Below are 24,733 nucleotides of genomic sequence, written 5' to 3'. Positions count from 1 at the left end.
GAACCCCCACAGGCTTTGACGCCCACAGGATCCTTAGTCCTGCGTGTCTACCAGTTCCACCACCTCGGCCTTGCGAGAAACAGAAATTACATGAACGCCAAATAAATGTCAAGAAACTTTTTTCACTTTTTTTATTTTTATTCCTTATTATATTCTGACCTAATATGTTGACAAAAAAAGTGATAATAATTATACTTTATCGCTCAAATACCCATAGGGAGACCATTATGAATATTTTTCTTCCCGATGGCGCAAAGCTAGAACTCGAAAACGGTTCAACCGCTTTCGACGTGGCAAACACCATCAGCAAAGGACTGGCAAAGAACGCGCTCGCCGCAGAAGTGAACGGCAAACTTGTTGATATTTACGCCCCAGTCGGCGATAACGATAAAGTTAGAATTATAACGGAAAAAGACACGGAAGCTCTGGAAATTCTCCGCCACTCAACGGCGCACCTTATGGCACAGGCTGTTCAGAGGCTCTTTAAGGATGCCAAAGTTACCATCGGTCCGGTTATCAAAGACGGCTTTTACTATGACTTCGACATGGGTGATAAAAAATTCACCCCCGAAGACCTTGAAGCTATAGAAAAAGAGATGGCTAAAATAGCAGCAGAGGCTTTGCCCTGCCGCCGCCGCGACGTTACTGCCGACGAGGCGAGAAAAGAGTTCGCAAACGAAAGCTATAAGCTGGAACTCATAGACATCATCGGTGAAGACCATGTATCGCTCTATACTCAGGGCGATTTTACCGACCTCTGCCGCGGACCGCACCTTGACAACACTAAACGCATCAAGCATTTTAAGCTGCTCTCCGTTGCGGGCGCATACTGGCGCGGTGATGAAAAGAACAAGATGCTCCAGCGTATCTACGGTACAAGCTGGTTCAAAAAGGACGAGCTTGACGCATATCTCAACATGCTCGAAGAGGCGAAAAAACGTGACCACCGCAAGCTTGGCAAACAGCTCAAGCTCTTCACCATCGAAGACGAAGTGGGCGCCGGATTTCCTATATATCTTCCCCGCGGCGGCGCACTCCGTGCCACTCTGGAAGAGTTTGAGCGCAAGGAACACCTTAAACGCGGATACGAAATAGTGTACGGTCCCCAGATACTCAAACAGGATCTCTGGAAACTTTCCGGTCACTATGACAACTACCGCGAGAATATGTATTTCACAACCATAGACGACGTGGCGTTCGGCGTTAAACCCATGAACTGCCTTGCGCACATGATGGTTTTCAAGTCCGAAATGAGAAGCTACCGTGACCTGCCCCAGCGTTATTTTGAGTTGGGAACTGTTCACCGTCATGAAAAATCCGGTGTTCTACATGGACTTATGCGTGTTCGTGCCTTCACGCAGGACGATGCCCACATCCTTTGTACGCCTGAACAGCTCAATGATGAGATAATCGGTATCATAGATTTCGTTAACGATGTTATGAGCATTTTCGGTTTCGAGTTTGAGATTGAGGTCTCAACCCGTCCTGAAAAATTCATCGGCTCCATAGATAACTGGGAAAAAGCCACAGACGCGCTTTTCAACGCTCTGAAAGTGAAAGGGCTGCCCTATGAGATTAACGAGGGCGACGGTGCTTTCTACGGTCCCAAAATCGATATTAAACTGAAAGATGCCATCGGTCGTTTCTGGCAGTGTGCAACAATTCAGGTGGATTTCAACCTGCCGGAACGTTTTGACCTCACATACATAGGAGAGGACGGGCAGAAACACAGACCCGTTATGCTCCACAGAGTAATTCTCGGTTCAGTGGACAGGTTTATAGGTGTTCTTACAGAGCACTTTGCGGGTAATTTTCCCTTCTGGATATCACCAGTTCAGGTCCGCGTGATAAACATTACAGATGTACATCTTGACTATTGCAAGTCTCTGGTGGCAAAGCTGAAAGCAGAAGGTTTCCGCGTGGATTCAGACTTCCGCAACGAGAAGGTAGGGTTCAAGATACGCGAAGCGCAGCTTGAAAAGATTCCTCATATGGTCATAATCGGTCAGAAAGAGGTGGATGAAAATCTTGTTTCCGTGCGTTTACGCAACGGAGAAACAAAAAATGAGCTTGCTTTTTCAGAGTACATTAGTGTATTAAAAGAGCTTGACCAAAATAAGACATTAAACCTCTGGAGGTGATATATAAAGGTCGGCGGCAAATTCGGTCCCAGTGCGGACAAAGAACGGATTAACGAAGCTATTCCCCATAAAGAGGTAAGGCTTGTTTTGGACGACGGAACACAATATGGCGTGTGTTCCATAGATGAGGCATTAAGACTTGCCGAGCGCGCGGGGCTTGACCTTGTTGAGGTCGCTCCCACGGCAAAACCGCCTGTCTGCCGGGTCATGGACTACGGCAAGTTCAAATTTGAAAAAGAGAAAAAAGACAGGGAAGCCAGAAAAAAACAACGCCAGAATCAGGTGGACACAAAGGAAGTTAAATTCCGTCCGAAAATTGAGGAACACGATTACAACGTCAAGCTGAAGGCGGTGCGTAAGTTCCTTGAGGCTGGAGACAAGGTCAAGGTCGTCCTTCGATACAGAGGACGCGAGATGATGTTTCAGGAAGCCGGAATGGAGTTACTTAATAAAGTCAAGACAGACGTCGCAGACGTCGGTGTCGTTGACCAGAAACCAGAGATGCAGGGTAAACAGCAAATCATGATGATTTCACCTGTTGCGTCTCCGGCTGGAAACTAATTTTAAGGAGTTTTCGAAATGCCGAAAATGAAGACCCACAAGGGCGCCGCAAAAAGGTTTAAAATTACCGGAAGCGGCAAAGTTAAAGCAAAGAAATGTAGTCTCAGACACATTCTGACAAAAAAGACTACGAAGCGTAAGCGGTCACTGCGCCAATCCACGATTCTTCAGGGGCAAGATGCGCAGAATATCAAAGTTTTGCTGCCCTACATGTAAGGATTAAGGAGGTTAACAGTGCCAAGAGCTAAAGGCGGGTTTAAAACCCGCAGAAGAAGAAAAGAGTGGCTGAAACGCTCCAAAGGTTTCAGAGGACAGATTAACAACGTCTACAAAAAGAGCCGTGAGGCGGTTGAGCGTGCGCTTAACTTCGCATTCGCGGGCAGAAAGATCAAAAAACGTGATTTCAGAAAACTGTGGATCATCCGTATCAATGCCGCAGTTCGCCAGCACGGACTCAGCTACAGTGCTTTCATGGGCGGTCTGAAAAAACAAGGTATCGAGCTGGACAGAAAAGTCCTCGCCGATATGGCGGTTAAAAGCCCCGCCGAATTTGAACAGCTTTGCAAGCAGGTTAAAGCCTGATTAAGCTAAACGGGGGAGCCAAAAGCTCCCCTTTTTTATACAGCCTCAATAGGTATTGGGTTTGTATAAAAAACCAGACTGCTTCGCCTGCGGCTCGCAGAAAAGTCTTTGCGGGAAGCAGAGCAACGAAGCGATCTCAAATGTAAATCCCCAGTCGGAGAATATAAATGCAAGTCGATTTACAGACCATCAGGCAATTCGAACAGGAGATTGCGCAGGCAGCCTCCACTCAGCAGCTTTACGAGGTAAAGGTTAAATACCTCGGCAAAAAAGGTATCATAAGCGATCTCAGTAAACAGCTTAAAGACGTTCCCAACGAACAGAAAAAAGAGTTCGGAATGATGATAGGCGAGCTGCGTAACTCTTTTGAGGCACAGTATGAAGCGCAGGATAAAAAACTTGCGCAGGCGGAGCTTTCGTCAAAACTTACTGGCGAATCACTGGATGTCACAATGTCCGGTCTTCCTCTGACCACTGGCAGCATACACCCCATTATGTCCGTTTACTATGAGATAGTTAACATATTTACATCCATGGGCTTCGAAGTTGCTGTCGGTCCCGAAGCGGAACTTGACCTTTTCAACTTTGAAATGCTCAACATCCCCAAAGAACACCCCGCAAGAGATATGCAGGATACGTTTTATATATCGGAAGATATCCTTCTGCGCACCCACACCTCGCCTGTTCAGGCAAGGACTATGAAGGATAATCAGCCGCCCATAAAAATCATTGCTCCCGGAAAAGTTTACAGATGCGATTATGATCTGACGCACACACCTATGTTTCATCAGGTTGAAGGTCTGCTCGTTGATAAAGACGTAACTTTCGGCGACCTTAAAGGCACTCTTACCGAGTTCATTCAGCGCATGTTCGGAAAAGAGATACCCGTGCGTTTCCGCCCCAGTTTCTTTCCGTTCACAGAACCCAGCGCAGAGGTGGATATGGGCTGCGTGATCTGCGGACAGAAGGGCTGCCGTGTGTGCAAAGGCACAGGCTGGCTTGAAATCCTCGGCTGCGGAATGGTGAACAACGAGGTTTTTAAACACGCAGGTTACGACACCAGTATATATAGAGGCTTCGCCTTCGGAATGGGCATAGAGCGTATAACCATGCTGAAATACGGCATAGGCGACCTTCGCTCATTCTTTGAAAACAACCTGAAATTTTTAAGGCAGTTTTAAGGCGGAGGAATGAAATGAAAATAAGCATCAACTGGATAAACGAATTTGTAGATACCACCGGAATAGACATGCAGGAGCTTGCGGCGAAACTTACTATGTCGGGGCTTGAGGTTGAATCTGTCGAAACGAAAAACAGACTAAACAATGTCGTAGTTGCAAAAGTGCTGAAATGCGAAAAGCACCCCGATGCGGACAAACTGTCCCTGTGTGTTGTTTCAACAGGCGCAGAGGAACATCAGGTTGTTTGCGGCGCGCCCAACGTAAGGGCGGGGCAGACTGTTGTTTTCGCCATGATAGGCGCGGAACTGCCGGGCGGATTTAAAATCAAAAAAGCAAAAATACGCGGCATAGAATCCTGCGGTATGATATGCGCCGAGGATGAAATAGGTCTTTCCGACGACCATGCAGGCATAATGATACTTCCAGACCACCTTGAGGCGGGGATGGATATAAACGAATATCTCGGATTTCCAGACACCGTTATGGAGATAGGCATTACCCCCAACAGGGCGGACTGTCTCAGTATGGTGGGCTATGCGCGGGAGATTGCGGCTCTTTACGGACTTAAACTGAAAGAGAGAAGCTGGAACCTTGCCGAGACTGACGACAAAGCCGAAAATTACGGCGGAGTCGTTATCGAGAACAAAGAGGCTTGCCCGTCGTACATAGGAAGGGTGATAAAGGACGTGAAAATAGCTCCGTCGCCCGTCTGGATGCAGAACAGACTGCGTGCTGTCGGCGTACGTCCCATAAACAACGTAGTTGACGTAACTAACTATGTTATGTTCGAGTACGGTCAGCCGCTCCACACGTTTGACCTGCGCGAGATTGACGGTAAAATCATCATTCGTAACGCGAAAGCGGGTGAAAAACTCCTTCTGCTGGATGAAAAAGAGCGCTCTTTCACCGAAGAGATGCTCCTCATCACCGATGAAAAGAAAATTCTGGCTCTTGCTGGAGTTATGGGCGGCGAACACTCCGGTATAAGCGACGACACTAAGGACGTGTTTCTTGAGTGTGCCTATTTCGAGCCTAAACAGACCAGAAAAACTGCAAGGAAACTCGGAATGACATCCGACGCGGCATACAGATACGAAAGGGGAGCGGATCCCGCAAACCCCGTTAAAATGGTGGATTACGCTGCTTATCTTCTTCAGGAGGTTGCCGGAGGTAAGATATGCAAAGGTAAACTCGGCGAATATGCCGAAGCCGCCGAAAGAAAGGTGACTGTTGATACCAAATGGATAAACAGCTATCTGGGAACTTCCGTTCCCGACGAGCAGATAGTTAAAATACTGTCCGACCTTGGTTTGAACCCTGCGGTAAGCGGTACTTCAATAACAGTGACCGCTCCGTCTTACAGAGTAGATATCGTATCCGATCAGGATATAGCCGAAGAGGTTGCGAGGATGTACGGATACGACAACATCCCGACCACTCTGCCACGCATAGATTCCGATTCAAAACCCATGAGCAGGCTGCTCGCGGCGAGACGCGACATCGGATATCAGATGAAAACACTGGGCTTCAACGAGGCTATAAACTACTCTTTCATGAAGGATGATTTTTTAAAGCTGTTTGACGATGAAGCTAAATTTGTGAAATTACTGAATCCCATCTCCGAAGACATGAATACACTGAGAACTCTTGTGTTCCCCGGTCTTCTGGCAAATATAAAGTATAACCTTAACAATGGTTTTAAACAGGCTCGCTTTTTCGAGTTTGCATCTTCTTTCATAAAGACGGACAGACTGCCCGAACAGCGCATGAAGTTTACGGCTGCTGTTGCGGGCGATTTCTGGACCATGAGTTGGGCGGCTCCCGCACCAGTTGAGCCTTTTTTCGCGCTCAAGGGCATACTTGAAAACGTGCTGAACTCATACAAAATAAAAGCGGAATATGTCAGAAGCGGCAAACACTTCCTGCATCCAGGAAAAGGTGCTGACGTTGTTGTAAACGGAACTGTCATCGGTTTCATCGGCGAGCTTCACCCTGCGGTTGCGGACGAAGCGGACATCCGTGAAAACGTTGTGCTTTTTGAAATAGATATGGAACTGCTTGTGGAAAATGCGGTGTTCCAGTACAAGTTTGCTGATTTCAGCAAATTCCCGTCGATATACAAAGATATATCAGTAGTTGTTGATAGGGCAACTGCGTCAGTGGATATGATAAACTGTATAAAAGGTACGAGCAAACTTGCCGAAGACGCTTTCCTGTTCGATGTTTACGCCGGAAAAGGCATTGAAGAAGGTAAAGAGAGCCGCACATACCGTGTGTATTTCACAGCTTCCGACAGAACCCTGACGGACGAGGAGACAAACGGGCTGCTGCTCAAAATGATAGAGAACCTGACCAAAGAATTTGGTGCAATACTCAGATAAAACGCGGGGGGCTTTAAGCTCCCCTTTTTTGTTGCTTTTTGCAGGAACAGGCAATCATTTCACATCTCTGTGTATTTAAATATAACCTTGCGTGGATTATTATATAGGAAATTCATTGTGAGGTATTTCTATGATAACACTCATCACAGGCGGAAGCCGCGGACTAGGTAAAAACATGGCGCTTAAACTGGCTGAGCGCGGACACGACATAATTCTCACATACAACAGCAAGAAAGACGAAGCGGAGTCGGTCGTTACTGAGATAGAAAAACTCGGCAGGCAGGCGGCAGCTTTGCAGCTTGACGTTTCAAAGAGCGGAACTTTCAGCGTATTTGCAGATTCCGTTAAAAAAGTTCTCTCAGAAGTTTTCGGCGCAGAGCGGTTTGATAACCTCGTGAATAACGCAGGCATCGGCATAAACGCACCATTTGAGGAAACGACTGAGGAGCAGTTCGACCTTCTGGTGGACATCCACCTGAAAGCCCCGTTCTTTCTCACCCAGAAACTTCTGCCTCTTATAAATGACGGAGGACGTGTTATGAATATTTCGTCCGGTCTGGCAAGGTTCTGTATGCCGGGCTACAGCGCATACGGCGCTTTGAAAGGCGGTGTAGAGGTTCTGACACGTTATATGGCGGCTGAACTCGGCAAAAGAGGTATCAGTGTTGTTGTGCTTGCCCCCGGAGCCATTGAGACAGATTTCGGCGGCGGTATGGTACGCGACAACAAACATGTGAACGACCACATAGCTTCAATAACTGCACTTGGTCGTGTCGGTCTGCCTGATGATATCGGCGGTGCGGTCGCAGCTTTGCTTTCTGCCGATGCCAGATGGATAAACGGGATGCGAATAGAAGCCTCCGGCGGCATGATTCTCTGACCATTTATAATCTACGCATTTAGTCGTTAAAAAACGGAAAATACTGCTCATGTACAATACACGTACACTGCGCATATTTTCCGTTTTTTGCCTATAACTGCTTGATTCTAAAAGGTCATTGGTTTGAAAAATTTATTTAACTTCACGAACAAGCCTCATACCGTTGGCTGTAACCAGCAGCGCCGCTCCTGTATCTGCGAACACTGCCAGCCAGAGGTTTGTTATTCCTGCGAATGTGCCCACTATGAACACGAATTTTATCAGTACCGAAAACGTGATATTCTGTTTAATCACCGCGACTGTTTTTCTGCTCAGTTTAATAAGATAGGGCAGTTTTCCGATATCGTCCGACATAAGAGTTATATCTGCTGTTTCGAGCGCCGCGTCAGTTCCGGCGGCACCCATGGCTATTCCTATGTCGGCAGTGGCAAGCGCCGGAGCGTCGTTGACGCCATCGCCCACCATCACCACTTTACCGTATTTTTCTGCAAGCGGTTTAAGTGCCGCGGTTTTATCTTCAGGGAGCAGTTCGCTGTAACAAACGTCAAGTTCCAGCCTGTCGGCTATCATTCCAGCCGCGCGTCTGTTGTCTCCCGTCAGCATCGCTACACATTCTATTCCACTGTCTTTAAGCGCCTTAACCGCTTCCTTCCCGCCTTCGCGCAGAACGTCTGCGAGCGCCAGATAACCGAGTATTCTGTCGTTGGTTCCGATGAAGACGACTGTTTTCCCATGCTGTTCCAGTCCGTTTATATCATATTTCTCCGCAAGCCCGTTAAAGAGTTTCCGGCTGCCTATATATATTGTTCTGCCTTCTACGTCGGCTTTCGCACCCATTCCGGGTATCGCCTCGAAGTTGTCTGCCGCTTTAAGTTCGTCGTGTTCGACTGATGCGGCTATGGTGTGTGCCAGAGGGTGTTCGGAGAATCTTTCAACGGATGCCGCGAGTACTTTCAGTTCATGTTCGTTTCCGTTCACTGCAAAAACATCTGTAAGAACGGGGCTGCCAGATGTCAGCGTGCCTGTCTTGTCGAACGCCACAGCCTTTATACGGCTCATCTGTTCGAGGAAAACACCGCCTTTAATGAGTACTCCCCTCTTGGAAGCGTTACCGATGGCTGAGACTATGGAAACCGGAGTGGATATTACCAGCGCACATGGGCATGAGATTACAAGCAGCACAAGCGCTCTGTAGAACCATTCGTCAAAATTCTGACCGAACAGCAGAACCGGCACGGCAACTATCAGCACTGCGGAAGCTATCACAGCGGGTGTGTACCACGCGGCAAATTTATCCACCAGCGTCTGCATAGGTGCTTTCTGTGCCTGCGCCTCTTCAACCATGTTCATGATGCGGCTTATGGTGGAGTCGGCGGCAAGGCGCGTAACCTTTATTGTAAGTGCGCCTGTAGTGTTGAGCGTTCCGGCATAAACGGCATCTCCTTTCTGTTTCTCGGCGGGAACGGATTCTCCGGTGATCGATGCCTGATTTACGGCGGAAAAACCGTTCATAACCTCACCGTCCATGGCTATCTTTTCGCCGGGTTTAACGAGGATGACGTCGCCCACTGCTATGTTGTCAACGTGCATTTTTTCTTCTTTCCCGCCGCGCAGAACAACAGCCTCGTTGGGCGCTTTATCCATCAGTGAGCGTATGGAGCGTCTTGTTCTGTCCATTGTGTAAGATTGAAGCGCATTGCCGAGGGAAAACAGAAAAACCACCGTTGCGCCTTCGCTCCATTCGCCTATAGCTCCAGCGCCTATGGCTGCAATAAGCATCAGAAGGTTTGTGTCCATAACCTTTCTGCGAAGGTTATAAAGTCCTGTGACAGCCACATGCCAGCCGCCCGCGAACATTGCAGCGGCAAAAAGCGGCGTGCTGTCCCATATGAAAGCCGGCACAAGAAAAAGTCCTGACAGTATCGTGCCTATGGTTTTGTGGTTTTTCAGCCATGACGAGCTGTGTCCGTCGTCGCTGCCATCGGCGGCAATTGCTCTGTATCCAGCCTGTTTAACGGCGCGCTCTATAACCGCATTGTTTATATTGTGGCGAACGGTCAGTGTTGCCGATGTGAAGCTGAGGCGTGCGAAAAGAACCCCCTCCATTTTCTGTACGACGGTTTCAAGTTTCGCTGCACAGTCTGCACAGTCCAGACCCTCTATGCGAAAGACAGACTGTTTGCCGCCCTCCGGCATTTCTTTTTGTCCGCTCTCCTGTTCCTGTGAACAGCAACAGTTGCAGCATGGATCTTTGTGTTCCATATCAGGCTCCCTATGAATGGTTTATGTGATCCAGACCCATGCACAGAAGCCCGAGAATATGCGCATCGTCCAGAGAATATATAACTTCTTTTCCTTCTTTTCTGTATTTCACCAGCCTGTATCCTTTCAGCATCCGAAGCTGGTGCGAGATTGCCGACTGACCCATGCCTATGGTTTCGGCGAGGTCGCATACGCAAAGCTCGCGACCTGTGAGCGCATGGAGTATCTTTATGCGTGTGGGGTCGCCGAGAATTTTGAACATTTCCGCCAGACGCTGAATATCTGATTCCGGCAGCATCGCCGCCTTAGCTATGCACACGGCTTTTTCGTCATGATTGCAGTTCTTTTCGCATACGATTATGTCTTCCATATTATCCTCAAACAAATGAATATATATTCATACGTTAGTCTAAAGAGTGCGTTGTGTCAAGGTAGGAAAATCAGAAAATTACGGGTGAAAATATTCCGTTGGTGTTGATAACCGCCCAGACGGTCTTTGACGAGGTATCGATTCCGTATGTGCCCAGCGTGTATTCAGGTTGCCATGCACCGCGGACGAACTGTTTTACGCCGCCTATGTTAAAATCCGCAGCCTTGCGCCAGAAACCGCGGCTGTCAAGCCTTGCGAGACAGGGTTCGCCCTGTCCGTAGCTCATTGAAAGGGTATATATGTCCGTATTTAAGGTTGAAAAGTCCATTCCGCGCAGAAACAGTATATCGCCTGCCGTTGCCTCATCCCGCGGATAGAATCCGGCGTTGACTTCCACACTGAACCTGCGTCCCGCCAAATCCTTTGCATCGCGTATGTTTATCCCGTCCAGTATCCTCGCCCGCGTGCCGTTTGCAGATGTGATGTCCACTGCTGTGTATGGTTTGCCATATTCTATAAGGAAGTTTTTCCCGTTAAGGCTGTATCCGAAGGTTTCTTTATGGCTGAAAGTGAGATATGGCGTGTCCGAGATGGTGTCTGCGGTGCGGCATACGGATGAATAATAGTCGAATGTCATGTGCCCGCCGTCAACTGTAACGGTATAATAGCCGATGGCGAAAAGTTCCTGACTGATCAGCTTCTGGCGTTTGCCGCCGCAGAAGGCTTCGTCGTTGGATGGTCTGCGCGGAAAATAAAATTTCGAGCTGTTGGAAGCGGTTATGAGCTGATTTACATATGAGGTTTTGCCATCTGTGGTATAAACCCGGCTGCGGTCGTGCATATGGTCGTGTCCGCAGATAAGATATTGCGCGCCGTTGTCTGCCATGGCTCTGATGAACTCGTCCTGACCGGGTGTGGAGGGTGAGGGTTCCGCGCCGAAAAGGATGCCCCTGTTGTGCTGGGTAAGCAGTCCTTTGTGGGTGAAAACCAGCGCGTGTTCTTTTTTACTTTTCAAACGGGAGGTTATCCATTCCTGCTGACCGCGTATGGGGTGTTCTCTGCCGTCGGGGGCGGTGTATTGGTCAGCCGTAATGAAGCGCACGTTTCTGTGGTCGAACGAGTAAGACAGACCTTTCAGGCTGTCGGACGGGAAAGAAAAATCGCTCCCAAGTCTGAACGCTCCGCCTTTTCTTCGTATGTCTGGTAGATTTCCGGCATCGGGATTAAACGCTTCAAAGGCAGCTTTCTGCGCCTTTTCATCGTTCTGTGTGCCGTCTGATGTCTGCGGGAAATATTTCAGGAACTCTATGGCGGCTATCTGCGAGTCGTCGTGGTTTCCGCGGATGGGATAAAAGGCTATTCCGCTGTTGTAAAGCGCCTGCGCATACCGTGCTCTTATTCCTATTGCGTCGGAAGTGGAATATACGTCAGTCTGTTCTGTGCTTTTGTTGTAAACGGCGAAGGGTTCCCTTCCGCTGTCTGTAAGATCGCCGACATGCAGAACGAGTTCGACACCTTGGCGGATGAACTCCGCGTTAAGCGCATTGATTATCTCAACCGCGCAGGATGCCGGATTTTTACCGTTGTCGTCACCCATCCACTGACTGTCGGACATGATACCGAATTTCCATGCGGAACTGGAGGGTATTTTTGAAGACGGCGGCTGTTTCAGTGCTTTCTTTTTTTCTCGCGGGAAGCATCCGGCGGATATCATTGTCAGAACCGCAGCGGACAGCTTTATGAACTTCCTTCTGTTTAACATAGGTTATCATAGCACAAAAAAGGGTGACCGGAGCCACCCTTTTTTCTATGAATCTTAATAGAATTATATACCTTTTACTGCAGAAAAGAATCCGTTGCTGTTGATTACAGCCCAGACTGTTTTGGATGTGGTGTCAACTCCCCATGTTCCAAGTGTATAACCATCGGTCCATTCACCTTTAACAAATTCGGCTTTCCCGCCTGAATTTGCAATGACAGCGTTTTCCCATACTCCGTTATCGTTGAGTTTTGCCAGTCCGAAGGTCTGATCGTTGATATCCGCATCCGTTATGCTCGTATCTGTATAGCTCATTGAAAGAGTGAAAACGTCTGTGACAGTGCTTCCCATTGTATAATCCATGCCTCTGAGGCTGAGAATATCGCTTGATGTCGCATCATCAGCGGAATAGAACCCTGCGTTCACTTCAACATTGAACCTTCTGCCGGCGAGGTCGCTGGCAACGTTCGCATTTCTTCCGTCAATAATCTTTGCCCTTGTTCCGCCTGTGCTTGTCAGGTCTACAGTATTGTAGGACGCACCGTAGGCTATCAGAAAATCTGTTCCTTTCAGGCTGTAACCGAAAGTTTCTTTTTTTGCGAAGCGCAGTGCCGGCGTTGTGGTTATGGAATCCGCAGAATAGCTGGGTGCCGAGTAATATTCAAAAGTTACATGTTCGCCGTCAACGGTTACTATGTAATAACCGATTCCGTAGAGTTCCTGGCTTATAAGTTTCTGTCTGAGACCGCTGCAGTATGTTTGATCGTTTGAGGGGTTCGCAGGTGTGTAAAATTTTGAACTGTCTGAAGCTGTTACAAGCTGGGTGACTTTTGCAGTTGCCCCGTCATGCGTATACACATAGCTTCTGTCGTGCATATGGTCATGACCGTTGATATAGTATTTTACTTTGTTGTTCGAAAGACTGGTAATAAATTCATCCTGCCCCGGTGTGGTTGCTGAGGGGTTGCTTCCGAATATTATATCCGTGTGATCCTGTGTCATGAGACCTTTATGGGAAAGAACAAATGCGTGGGTTCCTGTCTGTCTGGATGAGAGTACGGAGTTTATCCATGACTGCTGTGAGGTTACAGGATATACTGTCCCGTCTGTGCCGGTGAAAGTATCGAGTATAACGAACCTTACGTTATCGTAGTCAAAGGAGTATGAAAGACCGTTAAGCGCTGTTGAAGGGCTTGAAAAAGATGACCCCATGTCGAACGAAGTTGTTTTGGTTCTTTTTATATCAGGAAGATAACTCGTATCCGGGTTTTGTGCAGCATATGCAGCCGTCTGAACTGAAGTAACGTTGTGTTCGCCAGTTGTTGTCTGCGGAAAGTAGTTGTTGAATTCAATAGCGGCAGACTGGGAATCGTCATGGTTTCCTCTCATAGGAAAAAATCCGATACCGTTGTTGTAGAGCTCTTGAGCATATCTGGCTCTTATACCCATTGCGTCAGCAACTGAGTAAGTATAAGTGAGTCCGGTTTTTGTGTTGTTCGCTGTGAAGGTGTTTCTTCCGTCATCAGTAAGGTCGCCGACATGCAGAACGAATTTAACTCCATGTTCAACAAAGCTGGAGTTGAGCGCATTAATTATATCCACTGCGCATGATGCGGGGTTTTCCCCGTCGTCGTCCTTTGTCCACTGAGTGTCTGATATTATTCCGAATTTCCAAGCATTTGCTGAAGGCAGCGTTGATTTGGGAACGGACGTTTCAGGAGTTTCGGGACTGGAAGGATCGGGAGTTTCCGAAGTGCTGTCGCTGTCGTTTCCGCATCCCGCAACAGAGCCTGCCGCCACAACAGCCATTGAAGCCGCTGAAAATTTGATGAACTGACGCCTGTTGATCCCTTTCTTAATATTATCGTTCTCTGACATTTTGTCACCTCTGAGGTTTTTTGTATTAACGCTCTAAAATGTCAGGGAATTAATCGCATATAATAAATAATATGTAATTAAAATTTAAATTATATATGAATCTGCAATGGATTGATTCTGTAATGAGCGGTTTCGTATCGGCAGCAGGCTGTTTTGCAGATTGCCGTCAATACGAAACCTGTCTCGATGGTGAAGCCGCAGGATTATGCGGCAGTTTTATTTTATTTCTAAGGAACGGTGATCTTTTCCGGTGCAGGAGCAGGAACCGGAGCGGGAACCATATCAGGTTCCTGCACAGGTACGGTTTCCGCAGGTGCCGGCGCTGTTTCGGTTGCGGCAGGTGCCGCAGCAGGAGCTGTTTCCGGTGCTGTCGGCTGTTGTTCCGCAGGTGTCTCTGCCATAAAGGGGGTCAGGATGTCGCGCCACAGTGTATAGCCAAGCGCTGTTAGGTGTGTGCCGTCGTAGGTGTATTCATCTTTAAGGAAGCCGTCCGGCGCCAGTGTGGGGTTAAGATCAATGAACGCATAGCCGTTCTTGTCCGCATAGTCTTTCAGCATGGCGTTGAGTTCTTTTATCCTTACGTTGTATACATCATATTTCGGGTTCAGTTTGCCCAGATAGATTACAGACTGGATGTGCGGTTTTATGCCCTGTGCCACCAGATAGTCTATTATCTTCGTGTATCTGCTGAAAACGGAGGCTGGAAGCTGATATTTCGAAATATCGTTTATGCCGACAAGCACGAACGCCTTTTCTATTCTGCCGGTGGTGGTGTATTCAAGACGCTCCTGCATCCAGAATGTAGTGTCGCCGGGGATGCCTCTGTTTATGACGTCGCTGCGTTTCATCAGTTCGTTCCAGTAAGCTCCGTGGGTGATGGAATCGCCCAGCATCAATATCCGTCCGAACTCGTTGATGCCGTACATTTTATACATTTCCGCCGTTCTTTCGTATCCGGTGGGTTTGGTGAATTCTCTTTTGGGTGCTGTTGCCGCTTGTGCAATCATGGATGATGCAAGCATGAAAATTATTAATAGAAAACGCATTTTCGTTCCCTCTGTTGTATTTGCAGCGAATGTTCTACAGCAAAATAAAACATAAATCCAGTAAATTTCAGCAGACTTTATTGTATATTTGTAAAACCCATTTGTATCATTGCCAAATCAGCTTTGCAGAGGTATTTTATCATTATGAAAATTATTGCCCACAGGGGTGCCTCTTTTCTTGCACCCGAAAACACGATTTCCGCTTTCCGAATGGGGATAGAGGAGGGAGCGGACGGCATTGAGCTTGACGTGCGGCTCACGTCCGACGGAAGGATAATTGCCCTGCACGACGTCACCACGGCGAGAACCTCGGATAAACTGTTCCGTGCGGACGAGACCCCTTTCAGACTCATTGAAACCTGTGACGCCGGGAGTTGGAAATCCTCAAAATTCCTCGGTGAGCGCATCCCCTCGCTGGACGCTGTTCTGGATTTTATGCCTGAAAATCGGGATATTTTTATAGAGATAAAATGCGGAACCGAAATAATTCCTTTTCTTTCAGAACTTTTACGCACATATCACCGTCATGCTGATAACGTTGTTATCTTCGGGTTCGGTTACGATGTCGCCGCAGAGGCAAAAAGGCTGCTGCCTGAGTATAAGACATTGTGGATAGGTGAGTTTGGATACAATATCCAGATTGAGGATGAAATGTACGACCATGCTGAAAAAATGGTGCGCCGGGCAAATCTGGATGGTTTTTCAACCCGCGCCGACAGTGTGCACGTTCCGGTCATGCGTGAGCGTCTGAAAGATCTGCATCTTAATGTCTGGACAGTGGACGACCCGGCCGAGGCTCTGTTTTATCAGGAAACAGGTGTGGACAGCCTCACCACAAACCGCCCCGAAAGAATTATAGACATCGTTTTTTGATATCCGTCAATTACCGGCGGATTTAATTATTTTATCTATGTTTCGGGGGAAAAAATGAGAAACAGAAGAATCGTTCAGTTTATCTTTTTCGCGTCTTCAATCTATCTGGGAATCATGTTCGTAAGATTTTTAAACCACATCCAGAGCGGAAGATTTGATATTGTAAAACCTGGCGGGGTGGAGGCGTTTCTGCCTATCAGCGCTCTTGCTGCGCTCAAAAGATTCATACTCACCGGAAGCTACGACTGGGTGCATCCGGCGGGTCTCAGTCTGTTCATTATCTTCATGATCGTCAGCTTTCTTTTCCGCCGTTCGTTCTGCGGATATATCTGTCCCGTGGGGTTTGTCTCTGAAATGGTTTCGCTCATAGGTCGCGGAATGAGGGTTAATAAATACGCCGGATACGTTCTGTCCGTTGTCAAATACGGGCTGTTCGGCTTCTTTGCATATATAATCCTGGTAAACATGCCTGTGTCCGCCATAGAAGGTTTTCTCCAGTCACCTTACAATAAGCTGGCTGATGCAAAAATGCTGGAGTTCTTCACTTCGCCAGGCACAATTACAATCATTTTCGTTATTTCTATGTCGGCGCTTACGCTTCTTTTTAAAGGATTCTGGTGTAAGTATCTTTGCCCGTACGGGGTGTTCCACTCTGTTATCGCGGCGGTCTCTCCGTTTGTTATAAAGCGGAACGCCGATGCCTGCGTAAGCTGCATGAAGTGTACGAACGCCTGTCCCATGAACATTCAGGTGCACGAAGCCAAACTTGTTCTCAATCCTGACTGCATAGGCTGCCATGACTGCATAGTAGTGCGTCAGAACGAAGAATGCCTTCAGACTTGCGGAAAGGATATCAAAGCGAAATATCTCCCATTCGCTGTTTTAGGCGTGTCTACGGCGCTTATCTTAGCCGCGGTGGCTTTCGGGCTTTGGAACAGCAGCGTTTCCGCTGAGGAGTATGCGTTCTGGCTCTCAAGGTTGGGGCAGCTTTCGCATTAAAAGTGTTGTAAAAAATCTGTTTAACCTATACATTTTATAAATGAAAGAAGACCGGACGGTCGCCGGCGTATTTTGCGCGGGAGGAAAGTCCGGACACCAAAGGGCAGGATGACCGATAACGTCGGTCTGTCGTGAGGCAGGGACAGTGCCACAGAAAACAAACCGCCGTGTGAAAACACGGTAAGGGTGAAACGGCGGTGTAAGAGACCACCGCGCCTGCGGTAACGCAGGCGGCAGGGCAAACCCCATCCGGTGCAATGCCAAATAGGCAGACAGTTAAGGATTGCCCGTCCTTTGTCTGCGGGTGGGCAGCTTGATCCCGCGGGCAACCGCGGGGCTGGATAAATGACCGTTAGAACAGAATCCGGCTTACGGGTCTTCTTTCCTTTTTTTTGAACCCTTGTGTTAATTAGTTTGAATTTGTTTTATTTCAAATCATTCCGAATACCCGTTGACGTGGAAAAAAAAAACAGTTATATTCGGTTTATTGTATACTGTATACTGTGTACTTTTTAAGCAGAGTATTCAGGTGAGGGGTTGGCTGCTTGAATCAGGACGTATTCATTGAAAGCAAGCCGCTGCGGGAAAAGATCGCCGATATAATCAGAACCGACATAATCAAAGGCGTTTACCGTAACGGTGAAAGGTTGGTGGAACCTAAGCTCGCTAAAAATCTGGGGATCTCCAGAACACCTATAAGAGAGGCTCTTCGCCAGCTTGAAGGCGAAGGTTTTATAGAGATTGTTCCCAGACGCGGAGCTGTGGTTAAGGAACTGACAATAAAAGATATTGATGACCTTTATGCCATCAAGGCAAACCTTGAAGGTCTCGCCGCAAGACAGGCAACGCTTAACCTTACAAGCGAACAGATAGAGATCCTTATCGGTATAAACAAAAAATTCAGGGATTATGCGGAAAAAAATCCGGGAATCCCCGACGAACACCATAAAGACAACATAGATTTTCACAACGTTTTCATAGCCGCATCCGGCAACGAAAAACTTGTCGATATTCTCGACGGTATGTCGAAAAATTTCCAGAGACTTAAAAGTATGCTCATGTCCGACGCGGGCAGAGCTGCAAATGCCGTTAAAGAACACAAGAAAATTATAGACGCTTTCATTTCCAAAGACCCGGATCTGGCTGAAAAAACAGTCCGCGAACACATCATAAGCGGCTGGGAATACCTTAAACAGCGGATCAACAGCAACGCCTGATATTATAAAGAGGAACTTTTGTGGCTGCTAAAGACATTAACATCGACAATACTCCGCTAAGTGAAAAAATAGCGGCGACCATTCGAAACAGCATCATCAAAGGTCAGCTCAAGCCCGGAGAAAGACTTGTTGAACCGAAACTTTCTGAGATGCTTGGAATTTCACGCACACCCATCCGCGAGGCACTTCGCCTGCTTGAGATGGAAGGTTTTATAGAGATAATCCCCAGACGCGGGGCAATCGTTACAACGCTAACGGAAAAGGATATTGACGATATCTTTGTTATAAAAATGAAGCTGGAGCCGCTGGCTTCAAAACTTGCCATTGAGCATCTGGACAATCATGACCTTGACAAAATGCGCGAGCTTGTTAAAAAGATGGACGCAGGTTCATCAAGGGCTGTTTCCCAGATGATCCACTGGAACTACGATTTTCACCGGATATTTATTTATAAATGCGGAAACGAACGACTTATCAAAATGCTTGAGGGTTTGCAGCAGCAGTTTAAAAGAGCTACCGTTTATTCCTTCTCCATCGAGGGACGAACCAAGGAGGTCAAGGAAGAACACAGCGATCTGCTGGAAGCCTTTGAAAAGAAAGACGCGGAGATGGTCGAAAAGGTTGTTGAAAAACATGTCTATAACGGATGGCAGTTTATCAAAAAACAGTACGGCTCATCACATGATTAAGTTTTAGCTGAATCTTTTTTCAGTGGGGTCCAAATGAAAAAGATCAGCGTCAACGACCTGCAAATCGGTGACAAAGTGATCAAGCTGGACAGAAGCTGGCTTGAAACGGGTTTTCTTACACACAAATTTCATGTTAAAGACAGATCCGTTATCGAAAAGCTCGTCAATAACGGCGTGGAATATGTCTACGTTGAGCGGGACGAAAGGGAAGAGGCTGTTGTTGACGTTTTCAACGGCAAACCCGACGAGTTTATCGAGCACAGAAAAGAAATTATCAAAGACAATTATATCAATCTGGACGATATATCCAGTGCGAAAGCCCTTTACTCCGAATCTGTCAAAATAGTTCATAACGTATTGGGCGACATCCGTTCCGGCAAGATGTTCAACGAACACGCCGTTAAGTCTGTCGCGTCCAATATCGCTGAAATCACACTTAAAAACAAGGGCGTGATGTCCAGCATGACGAAACTGAAATATCACGACGACTACACGTTTCTCCACTCCATGAACGTGAGCATATTCGCTTCGAGCCTTGCGGCGCATCTGGGGATGAGCGCAAAGGAGGTTGAACGCATCGCGCAGGCGGGTCTTCTGCACGATGCGGGAAAGATGCTGGTTCCGACAGGGGTTCTGAACAAGCCGGGAAAACTGACCGACGATGAATTCAATGTGATGAAAAGCCACGTTATCCTTGGTTACGAATATCTTGTCAAACAGGGGCTGCCTAAGGATATGCTTAATCTCGCTCTTCAGCACCACGAAAGATACGACGGCTCCGGCTATCCGCAGGGACTTAAAGACGAGCATATATCCGTCGAGGGAAAGATAGGCGCTGTTGTGGACATATACGACGCCATCACCAGCGACAGATGCTATCATAAGGGAATGGAACCTCCCGCCGCATTGAAACTCATGTTCAAATGGACGGACAGCCACATAAATAAAAAAGTATTCGAGTTCTTCGTGATGAACGTCGGGATATACCCTGTCGGGTCTCTGGTTCTGCTGGACACCAACGAACTTGCCGTTGTCGGGAAGATGAATACAGCGCGCCCCACGGAGCCTATGGTGCTTATTTTTATGGACAAGGCGGGCAGAAGCCGCCCCATACAGATGGTGGATCTGGCAAAAAATGTTCTGCATAAAAAGAAAATTCTGGGTCCTGTGAACCCGGAAAATATAAATATACCGGATGAGATATACGCTTTTATCGACGGAATGAACGAATTAAAATAATTTGAATTATTTTATTGAACTATTTTCGATTGCAATTATCTTTGAAGTATAATCCGACGAACAAAGACAATCCTTGAGCGAAAGCTCTTTGTATATCCCCTGTAGGTTCTAAGAAATAGAAAAGGCAGACTTCTCCGGTCTGCCTTTTTGCATTTAGAGTATTGTTCATTTGAGTTAACGCACTTTATGGAGTATGAGATCGCTTCGGGCATTATTCGACAACTAAATTGAATATGGACTCATACAGCCTTCGGCTAGTTAGCCCTCGCGAAGCCGTTTCTCTCTCCTCTGTCTCTGCAAACCCTGTAAGGGTGAAGCAGTCTCGTATTCTATATGATTATGCAAATACTTTATATTGTGCGAATCTTTTTCGCTCTGTAAATTGTGCCTTCAATGGTGTCCAGCAATTCTATGCCTTTCTCTTTAAGTCCGTTGCGTATCCCGTCAGCCTTTTCGAAATCCTTGTTCTTTTTTGCTTCCGTGCGCTGGCTGATAAGGTTTTCAAGCTCCTCTTCCGGTATGGACAGGTTAAGCCTGAACCATTCGGATGGGGTATAAGTGATTATACCAAGAACTGATGCCGTCACTGCGAATACCTTTTCACACGCTTCTTTCAACACGGAAAAGCTGTTTTTCTCAGGTTTTGACGCCATGAGTCTGTTGAACTCACGCACCGCCTCAAAAAGCGCCGCCAGTACCTCCGGAGTATTAAAGTCGTCGTCCATTGCCGCTTTGAACTTTTCCATGAAAACATCTGCCGTTTTCATGGCTTCCGCGGCGACATCCGCGCCTTTCTTGCCGGCATTGAACCTGTTCAGCTCGTCCAGCATGGTGTATATCCTGTCCAGAGAGCGTTCCGCCTCCAGCAGATGATCCTGCGAGAAATCCAGAGAACTTCTGTAGTGTGTCGTAAGGAGGAAGAAACGCACAATTTCAGGGTCGAACTCTTCCAGAACCGTTCTTATGGTGAAGAAATTGCCGAGTGATTTGGACATCTTTTCCTGATTGACGTTAACGAAGCCGTTGTGTATCCAGTATTTGGCAAACTCACATCCGCAGGCAGCCTCTGACTGCGCTATCTCGTTTTCATGGTGGGGGAAAACAAGGTCGCGTCCGCCGCCGTGGATGTCGAAGGGCAGACCGAGTATATCCTCGCTCATTACGCTGCATTCAATGTGCCATCCGGGGCGACCAGGTCCCCATGGGCTTTGCCAGCTTGGTTCGCTGGGTTTGGACGCTTTCCAGAGAACGAAGTCGAATGGATTCTCTTTGTTGTCGTTAACTTCAATGCGGGCTCCAGCCATCATGTCGTCCAGCTTTCTGTGCGAAAGTTTGCCGTAGTCCTCGAATTTCTGCACGCGGTAATATATGTCGCCGTTGGATTCGTATGCAAAGCCCTTTGCGATGAGGGTTTCGCACATCTCTATCATCTTGCCGATGTAGTCTGTTGCTTTCGGTGTGAAATCAGGACGCAGAATGTTCAGCGCATCCATATCAGCGTCGTGCTCTTTTATAAATCTGTCGGTAAGCTCTGTCCAGAGGATGTTCTGTTCGTTGCTCCGTTTGATTATCTTGTCGTCTATATCGGTGAAGTTTTTAACGAACGTCACCTCGTATCCTTTGTGTATGAGGTACCTGCGGATAACGTCGAAAACGGTTGAGCTTCTGGCGTGTCCTATGTGGCAGAAGTCGTAAACGGTTACGCCGCAGACGTATATTTTCACTTTTTTGTCTTCGATAGGTTTGAAAATCTCTTTCTGCCCTGTGAGCGTGTTGTAAACGTTCAGCATTATTCACCCTTGCTGGCGGCGATGAGCCGCTTTGTATATTCCTGCTGCGGGTTCTCAAGAACTTCCTGAGCCGTCCCGTATTCCACAGCCTCGCCTCTGTTCATGACCAGTATGTCGTCGCAGAGAAAAGAGACCACGGCAAGGTCATGTGATATTAAAATAAACGTCAGGCTGTTTTCAAGTTTTAATTTTTTCATCAGGTTGAGAATCTGCGACTGAACGGATACGTCCAGAGAACTGACGGGTTCATCGGCGACGATTATTTCAGGGTTAAGCGAGAGCGCGCGGGCTATGGAGAGCCTCTGGCGCTGTCCGCCGGAAAATTCGTGAGGGTATCTGTCCAGATATTCTTTGTCCAGCCCCACCATGGCAAGGTAGTTTTCGCACTCCTGCCTTACGTTCTTTTTACCGCTGTATTTTATCACAGCGTCTTTCATTGAAGAAAAGACAGTTAGTTTAGGATTCAGGCTGAGGTATGGATCCTGAAACACCATCTGGACGTTTCTGCGGTATTCCTGATAGTCTTTGCCGAGCGCGTGGATATCTCTGCCCTTGTAAAGCACTTCGCCGCTGTCCTGCATAATTATTCCGGTGAGTATCTTTGCAAGTGTTGTTTTCCCGCTGCCCGATTCACCCACTATACCAAGCGAGCGCCCTTTTGTTATTGAAAGGCTGATGTTGTCCACAGCCTTTATGATAGTAGAAGAGCCTTTGAAGATTCCCTCAAAGGCTCTGTATTGTTTTGTTAAGTTATTGAGTTTTAATAATTCGTTATCCAAACCTACACCTTGAACTGAGCCGTATTCTCCTTGAGCTGGTGTGCCAGTTCGCCTATCTTGTTGGAGAACTGACTCACATCGTCTACTATAACCTTATTGTCAGCCGATGCAATACTAACATTTGTTACGGTTGACGTTATGTTGTTTATAGCCTCCGACTGCTGTTCTATGATGGTGAGGATGGGTTCTACACTTGCTGCCGCGGTCTTCATCTGGTTCACGACCTCTGCAAAGCTCGCACCCACGATGTTTATGGAGTCGGAACTGTGCTTAACGTCTTCAATTCCTGTGTTTATCTTCGTGACCACGTCTGTAACGTTTTTCTGTATGGAGCCGACCATGCCGGATATCTCCTGAGTTGAGGTGCTGGTCTTCTCCGCCAGTTTACGCACTTCGTCGGCAACAACCGCAAATCCTCTACCGGCTTCGCCTGCACGCGCCGCCTCAATAGCGGCGTTGAGAGCGAGCAGGTTTGTCTGCTCGGCAATGTCAACGATGATGCTGACGATATTTGTTATCTGCTGGCTTGCCGTTTTCAGGTCGCCAAGATTTTCCGACACGCCTGCAAGCCCGGCCGCTACGTTGTTTACCTGATCTATCGACTGCTGGAGCTTCGAGTTTCCGTCCAGAACCTTGCTTCTTGCGTTGTGCACCTCGCTGATGCCGTTCTGAACGCTGTCTATGATGTTTGATGTGGAGGATGAAAGCTCCTCCGCAGCGGATGCAACCGCAGCCATCTCCATGCTTGTATTGTTCAGGTTTTCGTTCATCTGTGCCATAAGGGCAACCGTCTGGTCACTGGTGGTGTTAAGGTAGTCCGTGCTGTCCTTTATGTTATGAACCAGTTCATATAGGTTGCTCTTCATCCCGTTTATGGAATCGGTGAGGTCGCCGAACTCGTCCTTAGATGTTTTTTTGATATCCTGGCAGGTGAGGTCGCCTTTTTTAATGCAGTCTGCCACCTTCATGATACTTATGAGAGGGGTGGTTATCTTTGTAGCAGAGAAAAGACCGACAAGTACCGCAAGAACTAGGATAACGGCGAGCATAATGAACGTTGTGCTGGTGACGCGGCTGGAAATAGCCGATACCTCTTTGATACCGCTGTCCATCTGGTTGCGCGCGGATGATTCCATCGCATTCAGTGTGCTTTCCGTACCAGCTACGGTTTTTTCGAGTCCGTCTATCTGGCTGAAAAGGCTCTTTTCAAGATGCAGAGCGTTTACGCGTATCTTCTGCATGTCCAGCGCAGCCTTGTCCATCTCCTGTGTTGCCCCAAGAAGGAGCTTCATTCTGTCCTTAACGAAGGCATTTGAAGAGGATGCCGCCATAGTGCTCGTTTTTGCCGCAAGTGTTTTGTTGAAGCCTCGCAGGGAGTATATCCCCTCTTCAACATCCACGTCGTCGCCGGAGGTCATAAGCTCGGAGATATAAACCTTTATCTCAAGGGGTTCTTCCATCATTCTTTCAAGGTACGCCGTATTACCGCCGGATTTTTTAAGCTCGTTCATGCTGACAGTAATAAGCCCCTTCTGTTTACGGAAAATGGAGTCCATATCGTCGAAAAGGAGCATCATTTCGTCGTGGACGCGGATATATTCCTTTTTCGTGCGTAAAAATTCGTCGGACTTAGCCCTCAGGTCATGGCTCATCTTTTCCAGTTCTTCGGAATCCTTAACAAGTCCCACTGCTTTGTCTATCTTTTCAAAACTTGCTGTGGTCTGCTGTTCAAATTTGTCAATTTCTTTTGCGTCAGTTGTGTTTATGGCGCTTTTAAGTGAGATTACAACGTTTTTGAACTCGTTGTTGATAACACCTGAAGCCTCTTTGTCAGCAAGGATAGTGTTCAGGTTTGTGCTGATAAAACCGTTGACTTTACTGCTGGATGAGATAAAAGAGAGGGAAAGAACAACAATGAAAGCCGACACAAGAAGATAAGACAGAATCAATTTAACTTTGATACGCATCTGTTCACCACATATTCTATATTATCCAATTTGCAATATAAATAATTATAGTAATATTATATTATAACACATATCTTAAAATTGTTTTATAAATATTGTAAATAAGAGTGATTTATTGTAGAACCAAAGTCATTAATAC

The 24,733-nt window shown here is 47.3% G+C and carries 20 protein-coding genes and 1 other RNA gene; 13 read left to right on the top strand and 8 right to left on the bottom strand.

Annotated features, from left to right (window positions below; all coding sequences use genetic code 11):
* Positions 1-227: 227 nt before the first annotated feature.
* The 7 genes from thrS (at position 228) to Q7P67_RS11610 (ending at position 7,726) form a co-directional block, all read left to right on the top strand.
* Entirely contained in the window at positions 228-2,141 is a 1,914-nt protein-coding gene (gene thrS / locus Q7P67_RS11640; RefSeq protein WP_303852317.1) for a threonine--tRNA ligase, read from the top strand.
* 3 nt (positions 2,142-2,144) lie between these two features.
* Positions 2,145-2,702, top strand: a complete 558-nt coding sequence (gene infC, locus Q7P67_RS11635; RefSeq protein WP_303852321.1) for a translation initiation factor IF-3 — start codon at positions 2,145-2,147, stop codon at positions 2,700-2,702.
* An 18-nt stretch (positions 2,703-2,720) separates the two neighbouring features.
* Positions 2,721-2,918 (top strand): 50S ribosomal protein L35, encoded by a 198-nt coding sequence (gene rpmI, locus Q7P67_RS11630; protein WP_303852315.1) that lies wholly within the window; start codon positions 2,721-2,723, stop codon positions 2,916-2,918.
* Positions 2,919-2,936: 18 nt separating this feature from the next.
* On the top strand, positions 2,937-3,284 hold the full coding sequence (gene rplT, locus Q7P67_RS11625) for a 50S ribosomal protein L20 (RefSeq protein WP_303852313.1): 348 nt from the start codon (positions 2,937-2,939) through the stop codon (positions 3,282-3,284).
* A gap of 167 nt (positions 3,285-3,451) precedes the next feature.
* On the top strand, positions 3,452-4,465 hold the full coding sequence (gene pheS, locus Q7P67_RS11620) for a phenylalanine--tRNA ligase subunit alpha (RefSeq protein ID WP_303852311.1): 1,014 nt from the start codon (positions 3,452-3,454) through the stop codon (positions 4,463-4,465).
* Positions 4,466-4,479: 14 nt separating this feature from the next.
* Positions 4,480-6,846 (top strand): phenylalanine--tRNA ligase subunit beta, encoded by a 2,367-nt coding sequence (gene pheT, locus Q7P67_RS11615; RefSeq protein ID WP_303852309.1) that lies wholly within the window; start codon positions 4,480-4,482, stop codon positions 6,844-6,846.
* Between the two features lie 130 nt (positions 6,847-6,976).
* Positions 6,977-7,726: an SDR family NAD(P)-dependent oxidoreductase gene (locus tag Q7P67_RS11610; protein ID WP_303852308.1), complete on the top strand. Its 750-nt coding sequence runs from the start codon at positions 6,977-6,979 to the stop codon at positions 7,724-7,726.
* A gap of 132 nt (positions 7,727-7,858) precedes the next feature.
* On the opposite strand, the gene Q7P67_RS11605 is transcribed toward Q7P67_RS11610, so the two are convergent.
* From Q7P67_RS11605 to Q7P67_RS11585, 5 genes are all read right to left on the bottom strand, one after another.
* On the bottom strand, positions 7,859-9,988 hold the full coding sequence (locus Q7P67_RS11605; protein ID WP_369696029.1) for a heavy metal translocating P-type ATPase: 2,130 nt from the start codon (positions 9,986-9,988) through the stop codon (positions 7,859-7,861).
* 10 nt (positions 9,989-9,998) lie between these two features.
* Positions 9,999-10,358, bottom strand: a complete 360-nt coding sequence (locus Q7P67_RS11600) for a helix-turn-helix transcriptional regulator (protein WP_303852307.1) — start codon at positions 10,356-10,358, stop codon at positions 9,999-10,001.
* A gap of 70 nt (positions 10,359-10,428) precedes the next feature.
* Positions 10,429-12,120 (bottom strand): metallophosphoesterase, encoded by a 1,692-nt coding sequence (locus Q7P67_RS11595; protein ID WP_303852305.1) that lies wholly within the window; start codon positions 12,118-12,120, stop codon positions 10,429-10,431.
* A gap of 63 nt (positions 12,121-12,183) precedes the next feature.
* Positions 12,184-13,995, bottom strand: a complete 1,812-nt coding sequence (locus tag Q7P67_RS11590) for a metallophosphoesterase (protein ID WP_303852304.1) — start codon at positions 13,993-13,995, stop codon at positions 12,184-12,186.
* Between the two features lie 227 nt (positions 13,996-14,222).
* Positions 14,223-15,041, bottom strand: a complete 819-nt coding sequence (locus Q7P67_RS11585) for a GDSL-type esterase/lipase family protein (protein ID WP_303852303.1) — start codon at positions 15,039-15,041, stop codon at positions 14,223-14,225.
* A gap of 144 nt (positions 15,042-15,185) precedes the next feature.
* Here Q7P67_RS11585 and Q7P67_RS11580 point away from each other — a divergent pair, with 144 nt between their 5' ends.
* The 6 genes from Q7P67_RS11580 (at position 15,186) to Q7P67_RS11555 (ending at position 20,058) form a co-directional block, all read left to right on the top strand.
* On the top strand, positions 15,186-15,914 hold the full coding sequence (locus tag Q7P67_RS11580; RefSeq protein ID WP_303852301.1) for a glycerophosphodiester phosphodiesterase family protein: 729 nt from the start codon (positions 15,186-15,188) through the stop codon (positions 15,912-15,914).
* A 54-nt stretch (positions 15,915-15,968) separates the two neighbouring features.
* The gene (locus Q7P67_RS11575) at positions 15,969-16,913 is read left to right on the top strand and encodes a 4Fe-4S binding protein (protein ID WP_303852299.1); all 945 of its coding nucleotides are present in this window, start codon (positions 15,969-15,971) and stop codon (positions 16,911-16,913) included.
* A 43-nt stretch (positions 16,914-16,956) separates the two neighbouring features.
* An RNA gene (gene rnpB / locus Q7P67_RS11570) (RNase P RNA component class A) lies at positions 16,957-17,301 on the top strand.
* Between the two features lie 157 nt (positions 17,302-17,458).
* Positions 17,459-18,130, top strand: coding sequence for a GntR family transcriptional regulator (locus Q7P67_RS11565; RefSeq protein ID WP_303852297.1), 672 nt, complete (start codon positions 17,459-17,461; stop codon positions 18,128-18,130).
* 20 nt (positions 18,131-18,150) lie between these two features.
* Entirely contained in the window at positions 18,151-18,819 is a 669-nt protein-coding gene (locus Q7P67_RS11560) for a GntR family transcriptional regulator (protein WP_303852294.1), read from the top strand.
* A 33-nt stretch (positions 18,820-18,852) separates the two neighbouring features.
* Complete coding sequence (locus Q7P67_RS11555; protein WP_303852293.1) at positions 18,853-20,058, top strand: HD-GYP domain-containing protein; 1,206 nt, start codon at positions 18,853-18,855, stop codon at positions 20,056-20,058.
* A gap of 350 nt (positions 20,059-20,408) precedes the next feature.
* Here Q7P67_RS11555 and cysS read toward each other — a convergent pair whose 3' ends face one another.
* Genes cysS through Q7P67_RS11540 form a run of 3 tightly spaced genes read right to left on the bottom strand, consistent with a single transcriptional unit; the run spans position 20,409 to position 24,594 of the window.
* The gene (cysS, locus tag Q7P67_RS11550) at positions 20,409-21,851 is read right to left on the bottom strand and encodes a cysteine--tRNA ligase (RefSeq protein WP_369696031.1); all 1,443 of its coding nucleotides are present in this window, start codon (positions 21,849-21,851) and stop codon (positions 20,409-20,411) included.
* Entirely contained in the window at positions 21,848-22,627 is a 780-nt protein-coding gene (locus Q7P67_RS11545; protein ID WP_303852289.1) for an ABC transporter ATP-binding protein, read from the bottom strand. Before Q7P67_RS11545 ends, cysS begins: the two co-directional genes overlap by 4 nt.
* Positions 22,628-22,629: 2 nt before the next feature.
* The gene (locus Q7P67_RS11540; RefSeq protein ID WP_303852288.1) at positions 22,630-24,594 is read right to left on the bottom strand and encodes a methyl-accepting chemotaxis protein; all 1,965 of its coding nucleotides are present in this window, start codon (positions 24,592-24,594) and stop codon (positions 22,630-22,632) included.
* Between the last annotated feature and the right edge of the window lie 139 nt (positions 24,595-24,733).

It is taken from the genome of Seleniivibrio woodruffii (assembly GCF_029267515.1).
GTDB classification, from domain to species: domain Bacteria; phylum Chrysiogenota; class Deferribacteres; order Deferribacterales; family Geovibrionaceae; genus Seleniivibrio; species Seleniivibrio woodruffii_A.
Note: the sequence above shows the minus strand (reverse complement) of the source record. Positions and strands in the feature narration are given on the sequence as shown.